This window comes from Hydrogenobacter hydrogenophilus, from assembly GCF_900215655.1.
Classification (GTDB): Bacteria; Aquificota; Aquificia; order Aquificales; family Aquificaceae; genus Hydrogenobacter; species Hydrogenobacter hydrogenophilus.
On sequence record NZ_OBEN01000009.1, the window covers coordinates 36,014 to 47,256 of the forward strand.

The following is an 11,243-nucleotide window of genomic DNA, read 5'->3' on the forward strand; positions in this document are numbered from 1 at the left end:
TATCCGTGCCAATTATGAGAACATGTCTTTGTACATGCTCTTTGCCCATTCATAAGTAGCTTTGGCAAGGTCTGTAGAGCGTTCGTTTATTACCTTTGGCTTTGGTACTATCTTCTTCTCTTTGTCATTGTAGTCATAAGTGACGTTTATGACAATGGCTTCCTGAGGGTCTCCATTAACCATAGAGTAGCAGGTGTTGTCAGGAAGTGTAGGTTTTACATCTTTCCCTGCTATGCGCCCCGCTATGATCTTTGCTACTATTTTACCCTGTGAGTTGCCCATGTGCCCACTCTTGGGGTAAGGAGTGCCACCTATGACATCACCCACCAAAAACACATGTGGGTCTGATTTAGCTTGGAAGGTAAGAGGATCCTGATCTGCCCAGCCTGTAGGTTTGCCGTCTTTGTCCTTTGCTATAAGGTCTGCCATCCATACGAGCTCTCCCGCTTGATGGGGAGGTACCAGGTTGGCATCCGTAAACTTAAAGTCTCCAGCCGTGGTTTTTATAACCTTCTTTACTGGATCCACTTCCTTTATTTGAGCTTTGGGAACATACTCCACTATACCCAGATAAAGCTGTTCGTAGGCAGCTCTAAAGCCAGGACCCTTAGGAGCTATATCATCCTTAGGGTCAAGTATGATGACCCTTCCTTTTACATTGTTCTTCTTAAAGACATACGCTATCATTGCGGCACGTTCATAGGGTGCTGGTGGACATCTGAAAGCTCCTGGGGGTACGGTTATAACAAAGTCGCCTTCTTCAAACTCCCAAACTTTCCTTTTGAGAGCTAGGTGTTCTGAACCCGGTATAAAAGCTGCCGGATAATTGATCTTTGTGTAAGCTACCATATCTTTATCCCCTTTAAACCACGCGTCGTAATTGTAGCGAATACCAGGAGCAAGAACCAGGTAGTCATACTCTATATAACCGTGATTGGTATAAACCCTCTTTTTGTCTCTTTCTATGCCTACAACCACTGCGTTTATAAATCTGTATCCGTACTTGGAAGCAGGCTGATTGTAGTCATGAGATAGAAAGTCAAGATTTACGAGATTGGCAAGCCATTCATTAGATATGGGACAGGAAAAGAAGTTTGGTCTTTTTTCAATAAGGATAACTTCTATGTTAGGATTTTCTTTTTTGAGATACTTGGCAACGGTAAGCCCTGCCCATCCACCACCGCATATGACTACCCTATTACCTTTAGGTGATGGAAGCATAGCGGAAAACTTCTTTTTTTCTGCGGCTGTAAAGCCCACAGAAGGAAGCCCCACTGTCAAAGCCCCAACTCCTGCCAACTTAAAAAGATCGCGCCTGCTTAAGCTCATGTTCTTTACCTCCCATAAAGTTTTCATGAAATTATATCTCTTAAGGTTAAGAAGTCAATTAATGGAGCATTATAAAGGTATTAAAAAGGTTTATATAATACTTTTATAATATTTGAAAACTTTTATTTAAGATGGTGTTCCGTAAAAATCCTGAGTGTACCCAGACTGGCATAAGTTTCTTGAAAAATAATCACAACAAGTGTATAATCTTATACCGTAAAAAATACTGGAGCACACCTAAAACCGCCTGCTGGGGTTGGGTGTGCTTTAAAAGGCGGGATACAAATACCCCAGCACCAGACCTAATACTACGGTCTGGTTATTGGGATTAAGCAATGGATTTAGAGCAGAAGGTAAAAGAGATCATAGCAGATCAGTTAGGAGTTGAGGTAGAAAAGCTAAGCCCTGAAGCTAAATTTGTTGAGGATCTGGGAGCAGACTCCCTTGATGTGGTAGAGCTTATAATGGCTTTTGAAGAGGAATTCGGCATTGAAATACCTGACGAAGATGCTGAGAAGATAAGAACAGTAGGTGATGTTATCGATTATCTCAAGGAGAAAGTGAAGGGCTGATGCGTAGGGTAGTGATCACCGGTTTAGGTGTAGTTTCACCCATAGGTACTGGTGTAGAGAAGTTTTGGAAGAATCTCACGCAAGGTGTGAGCGGTGTAGACATCATAAAACGCTTTGATCCTGTAGAGGTGGGTTTACCAGTTCACATAGCCGCAGAGGTAAAGGACTTCAATCCTGAGAACTATTTTGATAAAAAGGAGCTACAAAGAGTTTCAGATTTTATAAAGTATGCAGTAGCAGCTTCAGATGAAGCCATCAAAGACAGCGGTTTACTTGAAGGTAAGTTTGACCCTTACAAAGTAGGTGTCATAATAGGAACGGGTATAGGAGGTCTTAAAGAAATTGAAGAACAGCAGAAGGTTCTTATGGAGAAAGGTCCTAGGCGAGTATCTCCTTTCTTTATACCTTACGGTATATCTAACATGGCTTCCGGAATAATTGCAATAAGATACGGCTTTAAAGGACCCAACTACTGTGTGGTATCCGCTTGTGCAACGGGTAATCATTCCATAGGAGATGCCATGAGGCTCATACAAAAAGGCGATATAGACATAGCTATAGCTGGTGGTTGTGAAAGTGCAATAACACCTTTAGGCATAGCAGGGTTTGCGTCTATGAAGGCGCTCTCTACGAGAAACGATGAGCCTCAAAAGGCGTCAAGACCTTTTGATATGGAAAGAGATGGCTTTGTTATGGGAGAAGGTGCAGGTGTGCTTGTCTTGGAAGAGTATGAGCATGCAAAAGCAAGAGGAGCAAGGATATATGCAGAACTTGTAGGTTATTCTGCAACAGATGATGCCTATCACATAACCGCTCCATGTGCGGACGGAGAGGGTGCTTACATGTGTATGAAGCTTGCCTTAGAGGATGCAAAGGTAAGGCCGGAAGAAGTGGATTACATAAATGCTCATGGCACTTCTACACCTCTGAACGATAAAGCAGAAACTTTGGCTATTAAGAATCTCTTTGGTGAACACGCCTATAGGCTAAAAATTAGCTCCAACAAATCTATGATAGGACACCTTCTTGGTGCTGCAGGCGCGGTGGAAGCGGTGGCTACGGTAAAGACCATACAGACAGGTATCATACCTCCCACCATAAACCTTGAGCATCCTGATCCTGAGTGTGATCTTGATTACACACCCAACAGGGCGGTTCACAAAGAAGTCCACATTGCTCTTTCTAACTCCTTTGGCTTTGGTGGAACCAATGCATGCCTTGTCTTCAGAAGACTATAAACCTTTAGAAGATAAACTCGGATACACTTTCAAAGACAAAAACCTTTTAGAACAAGCTCTTACCCACAAGTCCTACGCTACAGAGAAGGGAGTTAAAAGTTATGAAACTCTTGAGTTTTTAGGAGATGCTCTGATAAATCTCTTTGTAGTTGACATCTTAATATCCGAGTTTACGCAAGCAAAGGAGGGAGAGTTAGCTCCTATGAAAGCTTTCTTCGTAAGCGAGGATTTTCTAAGCAGTCTTGCCCAAGACCTTCAACTTGAAAGATACCTTCTGGTAAGTGGTAAGAAGGGTAAGTTTAAGATAAATACCTCCATATTAGGAGATGTCTTTGAAGCTCTTTGGGGAGCCATTTACATGGATACGGGTAAAGACCTGAACTTTACTAAGCACCTGTTTGAAAACCTTTACAAAGATAAAGTGGTCAGCATGGCAAGATCGCAGGACTACAAGAGAGACTATAAGACTATCCTTCAGGAGATAACGCAGAAAAAGTGGAAAGAAAGACCTGTTTATAGAATAGTTTCCGTTAGTGGACCTCAACACAGCAGGACCTTTGAAGTAGAATGTTCTGTAAAAAACTTTCGGGCAGTCGCAGTAGGTAGTAGCAAGAAAGAAGCGGAACAGTTATCTGCCAAAAGACTACTTGAGATGCTTCAGGAACTTTGAAAGGTAAGCTCCCAAAGTTTTTTGTTGAAAGAGATAGAGTGCTCTACTACCTCCCTATAAACCCTGAAAGGTGTAAGGATAGTTTTTAGTTTTTCACTTTCACCTTCAAAAAGTAGAAGCTCATCAATTACTGACAGAATAAGCTCAAGTTTTGTGTTTATGGAATTAAGAGCGTCAAGCCTTTCTATCTCCCTTTCTATCTCTTCTGGAAGCGATGCCAAAAAAGTAATATCAAAGTTAAATATCTCGTAAAGGTCGTAAATATGGTCAAGCACCTCAGATATTTTAAGAAGAAGATTTTCTTCTATCATTAAAAGGGCTTTCTCGTAAACCTGTTTTTCCTTATCATCAAGGCAAGCATCTGCGAGTATCTTGCTCTCTTCTACATCACCCTTTATTTCGGATAAAAGCCCTTCAAGAAGCCGAAGGTTCAGCCTTATAAGCCTGTCCTGCACCAGAACCGCTGTGAGCACCTCTGACTTTTTCATAAAGCTCCTCCACAAAAAGAATGTCCAGCTCTCTCATCCTGTCTCTAAAGTCTTCTATTAAAATATAACCCTGAGATGAAAGTATGTCTTTTACCTTTCTGTTTATTCTTTCACCGTGCTTGTCAAGGTCAAAAAGCAGGATCACTTCAGAAAAATCTTCCAATAATTCCGGCAAGTCTGTTAATCTTTTACCACCTAAGGTAAAGATGTTTTTTATGCCAAACCTCTCAAGAGCTTGTTTATCCCTTTTACCTTCAACAAGAACAGCCATCCTTTGTGATGCTTCTCTTAGTTCTTTTAAAAAAGTGTTTATTTCCCCTCTCATTTGAGCACCTTTTTGGTTTTTATGTAAAAAATATAAAGATCAAGCTCCGCTTGAGTAAGATTTAGCTTAGAACATATCTCTGCGAGCCTCTCTTCTGCAGTCAGGTATATCCTTCTGGTGAGTGTCTTTTGTTCAGGTATTAGTTTTTTCTCTTTTAAGTACCTTAAGACATGTCTGTCAACGATGGCAACATCGTCAAAACCTATATTTCTAAGAAAGTGAGAGGCTTCTTTTAGTCCAAATCCCTGAACCTTATACTTGGAACAAGCATCGCTCAGGAGGTCTCTTATCTCCTTTCCGCTCTTTGCACTCTGCACAAGCCCAAGAACATCTTCAAAAACTTCCCTTGCCTTTACTATCCTTTCTGCTCTCTGTCTTGCAAACCTATGTCCGTGCTTAGATATGATTTGTGTTAGCTCCTCAAGGTCCATACTCTTAAAGCCATCTATGCCTATCTCCTTCTGGAGAAGTATGCCCATGCTTGCGGAAGAGTTTGCGGTAAGAATACAAAAGCAGAGTTCTGAAAATATGTCCGCATCAAGCTCTACCTTTAGAAAAGGTCTAAAGTCGTAATGCGTTATCCCTTCACTTCTTAGTCTTTTGAACTCACTTATTCTCTGCTTTACATAAGGTTCTACAGATTCTATAGCCCTTTGCAAGTCCTCAAACATCACATTATTAATCTAAAACATCCTTTAGGAGTTTGTAGGTTTTTCCTACGGGTAATCCCATCACAGTATAAAAATCTCCTACGATCTTTTCAACAAAAGTTGCACCAAAACCTTGCACCGCATAAGCCCCTGCCTTATCCCAAGGTTCAGAGGTTTGTATATACTCCTTTAGCTCCTTGTCTTCTATATGCCTAAACTTAACGCGTGCTATATCATGAAAGACTATCCTTTTGCCTGTGGATATTATACACACCGCTGTTATCACACTGTGCCATCTTCCAGAAAGAGCGCGAAGCATTTGTAAGGCTTGTTCTGCATCTTTTGGTTTTCCCAACACCTTACCATCCGCTACTACCAATGTGTCCGCTCCGATTACAGTAGCGTACTTATAGTCCTTCCATACTGTGAAGCTCTTTTTGAAAGCTAAGCGCCTTGCTATCAAGATGGGAGAGCACTCACTTACACTTTCATCAACCCCCGAAGGAATAACCAAGAACTTAAAACCCAGCATACGCAGTATATCCACTCTTCTTTTGGAACTTGACGCAAGTATGAGAAGCTTCACGAATATAATTATAACTTTTTATGCTATAATACTGAGTATGGACATACAGCAAGCTCTTTATCCCAACTTTACCCTTTTTGTGCAGGCAGGGTTGTTCTTAGTGTTTGTATTTTTAGTAAATTACCTCTTTGTAAGACCTTACACACGGGTCATAGAGGAAAGGGATAGCATAACAGAAAGAAGCTTGCAGGAAGCTAAGAAACTCAAAGATCAAGCAACTCAACTACTATCAGAGGCTTCTAAGATATTGGAAGAAGGAAGAAGAGAATCAAACGCCATAATAGAGCAAGCAAGGAAAGAAGCGGAAAGATTAAAAGCAGAGATCTTGCAAAGAGTAGAGGCAGAAACTCAGCAAGAGATATCTAAGGCAGTGGAAGAAATAAGAAAGGCTTTGGAAGAAGAAAAGGCGAAGCTTGAAGGAAAGGTAGAAGAGATAGCCAAGCTTATAAGGGATAAGCTGTTGGAGGAAGCAGCATGACAGAAGGCGGACATCACGCTATAGAGCTTTTATGGAAAGGTTTCAATATACTTCTTTTCCTTGGAATAGTCTATTGGTTCGGTCGCAAGCCCGCATCCGAAGCCTTTAATAACTTCTTCAAAAGCCTTACCGAAAGGCTCAACGCTTCAGAAGAAGAGCTAAGACTTTCAAAAGAAGAGCTAGCAAAAGCAAAAGAGAGCTATGAGGATGCTCAAAGACGCTACAAAGAGCAGATAAAACTCGCCCAAGAAACTGCTGAGTATATAAAAGAAGAGGAAACAAAAAAGGCTCAGCAGATGGCAAACAGGATAAGGGAAAAAGCAAAGTCCGCTATAGAGATAGAAACCAAAAAAGCAAAAGAAGAGCTCATACGCTTTGGTATGGAAAAGGCAAAGCAGATGGCAGAAGACATGCTTAGAAAAGCTTTTGAGGATCCTAAGGTTCAAAGAAATTACATAGAGAAGGCTCTCAAGTCTATGGAGGAAACATGATTAACAAAACAGAGCTTTCAAGAAAAATATCCAGAACGCTCATAAGCTCTCTGCCCAAAGATAGGCAGAGTATGGTCTCTGTCTCAGACTTTCTTGGCTTTCTTTCCGAGCTCTACAGAAAAGAGAGAACCTTCAAGGACTTTATGCTAAACCCCCTTATACCTGTATCCGCTAAACTATCTTACCTGAATGCCCTGCGCGAGAAGTTTGGACTTCCCAAGGAGTTAGAACAAGCCCTCTCTTACATAGTACAGCTATCAGCCTTTCCCTTTATATCCCAAATAAAGCACTTCTTTGATCACGAAGTGGAAAAAACTCTTAGATTTTCAAAGGCTTTCCTAATTTTAGCCCAAAAAACCGACGAATCCCAACTTAAAAGGATAAGAGATGTGGTGAGCAAAATGCTCAGCAGAGATTTGGAGTTTGAGGTGATAGAAGATAAGAGTCTTATCGGTGGTTTTGTGGTAAAAACTTACGGCTTTGTTCTGGACGCATCCATAAAGAAGAATCTGCAAGAGATTCTTAGGAGTTAACCGTGGAATATCCAAAGGAAACCTTTAAGAAATTAGCTCAAGAGCTTAAAAATATGGCTATTCCTCCAGAGATAGAGCTTGTCATTTGCTTTCCTGATGTTGAACAGCAGGATTGCGAAGAAGAGGTGAGCTATCCTACTGTTGTGGTGCGCTATGTGGGAAGCTTTGAGGACGAAGGTCCTGAGAAGAAGCTCATCTTTAACGAAGCTTACTGGAAGTCAAGCGTAGAACAGTTAAAGGGTGCTGTGTTGCATCAGATAAAGTCTCTGATGGAAGAACTCCAATCCTTTGAAGGAGAATAAAGGAGGAAGAAGCATGGTGGAATACTCAGAAAGGATAAAGAGCTTACCACCCTACCTTTTTGCACAGATAGACAAAAAGAAAAGGGAAAAGCTCTCTCAGGGTGTGGACATAATAGACCTTGGGGTAGGTGATCCTGATATACCAACACCTGAACCTATAGTGAGAGCCATGCAAAAAGCAGTAGAAAAACCCGAGCATCATAGATATCCCTCTTACGAAGGCATGCTATCTTTTAGGTCTGCGGTTGCGGATTTTTACAAAAGGAGGTTCGGCGTTTTTCTTGATCCTCACAAAGAGGTAATAGCGCTCATAGGCTCAAAGGAAGGCATAGCCCACTTTCCTTTAGCTTTTATAAATCCCGGTGATGTGGTGCTCTGCCCTGACCCAGCTTACCCCGTTTATAAGATAGGTACTATATTTGCAGGAGGCGTGCCTTATACCCTGCCTCTAAAAGAAGAGAATCACTTTTTACCTGATTTTAAAAGCATTCCAGAAGAAGTTCTAAGAAAAGCAAAAATCATTTGGGTAAATTATCCTAACAACCCCACCTCTGCGGTTGCAACGGAGAACTTTTACAGGGAACTAATACAATGGGCAAAGGAGCACAACATAATAGTGGCATCTGACCTTGCCTATTCGGAGATATACTTTGGAGAAGAAAAACCCCTTTCCATACTCCAAATAGAAGGAGCTAAGGATATAGCTATAGAGTTTCACTCTTTGTCAAAAACGTACAACATGACTGGTTGGCGTATAGGTATGGCGGTAGGAAATGAACATCTTATTGCTGGGCTTGGTAAAGTAAAAACCAATGTGGATTCTGGACAGTTCCAAGCTATCCAAGAGGCAGCTATAACAGCACTAAACCTTCCAGATAGCGAGGTCCAAAAGATAAGAGATATCTACAAACAAAGAAGAGAGGTTATGGTAAAGGCTCTTGAAGACATAGGTCTTGAGGTCTATAAATCCTCTGCCACCTTTTACCTTTGGGTGAAAGTTCCCAAAGGCTTTACTTCTGCGGAGTTTGTTTCTTTACTTCTTGACCAGTGTGGTATAGTTTGCACACCAGGAAACGGCTTTGGAGATTACGGAGAGGGCTACTTTCGTATATCACTCACTGTACCCACCGAAAGACTCCTTCAGGCGGTGGAAAGGATCAGTAAATTAAAAATATTATGAAGGAGATAGAGCTATCACAGCTTTGTACTTTTGTACCTACTGTAGAGCACGAGACGACCCTTGAGGAGGTTCTAAAACTCTTTAAAGAGCGTGAGCCCCATGAACTCTTCGTTGTGGTAAAAGATGGAAAACCCATAGGTTTTGTTAAAAGAAAAGATGTAAGTTCTGCCATATATAGGGCTGACCTCTTAGTAGGCGACCTTCTAAAGCCTTTTATTAGGCTAAGGAACATAAAAACCACTGTGGATAACATTCAAGGTCTTTTTGACTTTTTTAATTTGCAAAAAGACCCCATAGTGGTGGTAAACAGGAACGGTTTATATGTGGGTGTGCTTTTTTATCATGTACTTTTGCACTATGTGTGCATGTATAAAGATACAGAAACTTCCATTTTTCAGAAGCTTAGGAAACTTTTTGGACAACCCTATTATCTTTATGTTTTTTTCTTAAAGGGGAAGAAGGATTTTAGAGAGCGGTTTGGAGCGGTAAAAGAAGAAGGGCTCTACAAGATACTTTACGAGGATATAAAGGATACCATCCCGGGCGACATAACCCTTTTGAGAGATGAAGGGGAGGTGTATGCACTCTCCAAAGAGAAACTCTCTAAGGATAAGGTAAAAGAGATCATAGAAGGCTTTCACAAGGAGTTTTCCCTCCTTTACGCAGATGCAAAACCCGTTTATGTGCAGGGCTACATGCTACCCCTTGAACCTATAAAGAGTTATGAGGAGTTTTTTAAGTTGGCTTCTGACACAAGAGACAGATTAAAGGGTGTGGAAGCATCCTTCTTTATACTGCACGGACTACAGCCTTCTGTTGTCATGTGTGAGTATGCATCAAAGGAACTCATTGCTAAGATAAAGGAACAGATAACTCAAGATTTCAAAACCATTCTTGATAGGATACTTAAAGAAGACAGAGAACTTTGGGAGTATGTGCTTTACGACTTTTTCAAGGATTACCCTTACTTTGAGCTTTTTTACATAATGAACGAGAAGGGTATACAGATATCCAACAATGTGATAAACCCAAAAACAAAGTATCACATAAAGGCAGGTAAAAAAGGAGCGGATAGGTCAGAAAAGCCTTACTTCAAGCAGGCCATGAAGGACGGCATGTACATATCAGACATATACATCTCTCAAGCTACAGATGACTTTTGTATAACGCTCTCCTCAAAATTTCAGTATAAAGATAAGACTTATGTGCTTGCTGGAGACATAAACTATAGGGAGATACACAAGCTTGTAAAAAGCTACGCCAAACAATGAGAAAGCTAATAGGCAGTTTAAAATACAGAGACCTTAGATACACAAAGAACCATCCCCTTAGGATACCTCGCGTTTCTTTGCTGATGGAGTTTCTCAGGGCTATGGACTTAATAGAGGAAGATGAGATAATAGAAAGCAGAGAAGCGCATCAGGAGGAACTTTTGCTTTATCATAAGGAGGACTATATACGCGCCCTGCAAGAGGCAGATGCTTGTATGTGCGTCAAAAGACAGCATAGGGAAAGATACAACATAGGCACTTACGAAAACCCTGTTTCGCCTGCCATGTGGAAGGGGTCTCTTTTGGCTACTGGGTCTTCTATACAAGCTGCGGAGGTATTTTTAAAGGGTGGTATAGCCTTTAATCCTGCAGGTGGTATGCACCACGCTTATCCGGATAGAGCAAATGGCTTTTGTTTCATCAACGATCCTGCTATTACCATAGAGTTTTTAAAAAGGCAGGGCATAAAAAGAATACTTTACATAGACTTAGATGCGCATCATTGCGACGCCATTCAGGATTACTACTACGAAGATGACAGTGTGTTTGTCCTCTCTTTGCACCAATCCCCTGAGTATGCCTTCCCCTTCAAGAGTGGTTTTTTAGAGGAAATGGGTAGAGGCAGAGGAAAAGGTTTTAATATGAATGTACCACTTCCTAAGGGTACAAAGGACAGAGATTACCTTTACGCTCTGGAAGAAAGTTTGAGGATAGTCAAAGAGATCTTTCAGCCCGAGGTGTATGTGCTACAGCTGGGAACAGACACTCTAAGAGAGGATTACCTTTCCAAGTTGGAACTTTCTAACGCAGGATTTTTGCGTGCCTTTGATATGGTAAGAGAAGCCTTTGGAGAAGGTATATACATAGGAGGTGGTGGATACCATCCCATAGCTCTGGTAAGAGCTTGGGCAGTCCTTTGGTGTAGGATAACTGGTAGGGAGATACCTACAGAGATAAAGCCTACCGCCAAGGAAGTGCTTTTAAAAGTAGATTTTGAAGAGTTTGACGATGATGAAGATAAGTCTTATATGTACAACAGGCTTTTAGATGAACTCAACGATGAACCTGTAAAGCAAGAAGTAAAAAGCCTTATGGAAAAAGTCAGGTCTTATTTTCTGGTATAATCTTAA

At 41.1% G+C, this 11,243-nt stretch carries 15 protein-coding genes; 10 read left to right on the top strand and 5 right to left on the bottom strand.

Going from position 1 to position 11,243, the window contains the following annotated elements; all coding sequences use genetic code 11:
- Positions 1–12 precede the first annotated feature (12 nt).
- Entirely contained in the window at positions 13–1,356 is a 1,344-nt protein-coding gene (locus tag CP948_RS07285) for an FAD-dependent oxidoreductase (protein WP_245810115.1), read from the bottom strand.
- 308 nt (positions 1,357–1,664) lie between these two features.
- On the opposite strand from CP948_RS07285, the gene acpP reads away from it, so the two are divergent.
- The 3 genes from acpP to rnc are packed head-to-tail and all read left to right on the top strand — an operon-like array spanning position 1,665 to position 3,809.
- Positions 1,665–1,901, top strand: a complete 237-nt coding sequence (acpP, locus tag CP948_RS07290) for an acyl carrier protein (protein ID WP_096602889.1) — start codon at positions 1,665–1,667, stop codon at positions 1,899–1,901.
- On the top strand, positions 1,901–3,139 hold the full coding sequence (gene fabF / locus CP948_RS07295; RefSeq protein WP_096602891.1) for a beta-ketoacyl-ACP synthase II: 1,239 nt from the start codon (positions 1,901–1,903) through the stop codon (positions 3,137–3,139). Before acpP ends, fabF begins: the two co-directional genes overlap by 1 nt.
- Positions 3,111–3,809 carry a ribonuclease III gene (rnc, locus tag CP948_RS07300; protein ID WP_096602893.1) on the top strand — a complete coding sequence of 233 codons (699 nt, stop codon included), beginning with the start codon at positions 3,111–3,113 and terminating at the stop codon, positions 3,807–3,809. The genes fabF and rnc overlap by 29 nt, the downstream gene beginning before the upstream one ends.
- On the opposite strand, the gene CP948_RS07305 is transcribed toward rnc, so the two are convergent.
- The 4 genes from CP948_RS07305 to CP948_RS07320 are packed head-to-tail and all read right to left on the bottom strand — an operon-like array spanning position 3,797 to position 5,858.
- Positions 3,797–4,297: a hypothetical protein gene (locus CP948_RS07305; protein WP_096602895.1), complete on the bottom strand. Its 501-nt coding sequence runs from the start codon at positions 4,295–4,297 to the stop codon at positions 3,797–3,799. The two genes, rnc and CP948_RS07305, sit on opposite strands and share 13 nt — an antisense overlap.
- Positions 4,224–4,622: a toprim domain-containing protein gene (locus CP948_RS07310; protein WP_096602897.1), complete on the bottom strand. Its 399-nt coding sequence runs from the start codon at positions 4,620–4,622 to the stop codon at positions 4,224–4,226. The genes CP948_RS07305 and CP948_RS07310 overlap by 74 nt, the downstream gene beginning before the upstream one ends.
- A complete protein-coding gene (locus CP948_RS07315) occupies positions 4,619–5,293 on the bottom strand; it encodes an N-glycosylase/DNA lyase (protein WP_096602899.1) in 675 nt (224 codons plus the stop codon). Before CP948_RS07315 ends, CP948_RS07310 begins: the two co-directional genes overlap by 4 nt.
- 7 nt (positions 5,294–5,300) lie before the next feature.
- Positions 5,301–5,858, bottom strand: coding sequence for a Maf family protein (locus CP948_RS07320; RefSeq protein ID WP_096602901.1), 558 nt, complete (start codon positions 5,856–5,858; stop codon positions 5,301–5,303).
- A gap of 37 nt (positions 5,859–5,895) precedes the next feature.
- Here CP948_RS07320 and CP948_RS07325 point away from each other — a divergent pair, with 37 nt between their 5' ends.
- From CP948_RS07325 to CP948_RS07355, 7 genes are read left to right on the top strand one after another with little or no spacing between them, the layout of a single operon-like run.
- Positions 5,896–6,336, top strand: coding sequence for a F0F1 ATP synthase subunit B (locus CP948_RS07325; RefSeq protein WP_096602949.1), 441 nt, complete (start codon positions 5,896–5,898; stop codon positions 6,334–6,336).
- Positions 6,333–6,827, top strand: coding sequence for a F0F1 ATP synthase subunit B (locus CP948_RS07330; RefSeq protein ID WP_096602903.1), 495 nt, complete (start codon positions 6,333–6,335; stop codon positions 6,825–6,827). The genes CP948_RS07325 and CP948_RS07330 overlap by 4 nt, the downstream gene beginning before the upstream one ends.
- Positions 6,824–7,360: a F0F1 ATP synthase subunit delta gene (locus CP948_RS07335; protein WP_096602905.1), complete on the top strand. Its 537-nt coding sequence runs from the start codon at positions 6,824–6,826 to the stop codon at positions 7,358–7,360. The genes CP948_RS07330 and CP948_RS07335 overlap by 4 nt, the downstream gene beginning before the upstream one ends.
- Before the next feature lie 2 nt (positions 7,361–7,362).
- Entirely contained in the window at positions 7,363–7,662 is a 300-nt protein-coding gene (locus tag CP948_RS07340) for a hypothetical protein (protein WP_096602907.1), read from the top strand.
- A 13-nt stretch (positions 7,663–7,675) separates the two neighbouring features.
- A complete protein-coding gene (locus CP948_RS07345) occupies positions 7,676–8,842 on the top strand; it encodes an LL-diaminopimelate aminotransferase (protein ID WP_096602909.1) in 1,167 nt (388 codons plus the stop codon).
- The gene (locus tag CP948_RS07350) at positions 8,839–10,113 is read left to right on the top strand and encodes a PDC sensor domain-containing protein (RefSeq protein ID WP_245810116.1); all 1,275 of its coding nucleotides are present in this window, start codon (positions 8,839–8,841) and stop codon (positions 10,111–10,113) included. Before CP948_RS07345 ends, CP948_RS07350 begins: the two co-directional genes overlap by 4 nt.
- Positions 10,110–11,237, top strand: a complete 1,128-nt coding sequence (locus CP948_RS07355) for an acetoin utilization protein AcuC (RefSeq protein ID WP_096602913.1) — start codon at positions 10,110–10,112, stop codon at positions 11,235–11,237. The genes CP948_RS07350 and CP948_RS07355 overlap by 4 nt, the downstream gene beginning before the upstream one ends.
- Positions 11,238–11,243: the final 6 nt, after the last annotated feature.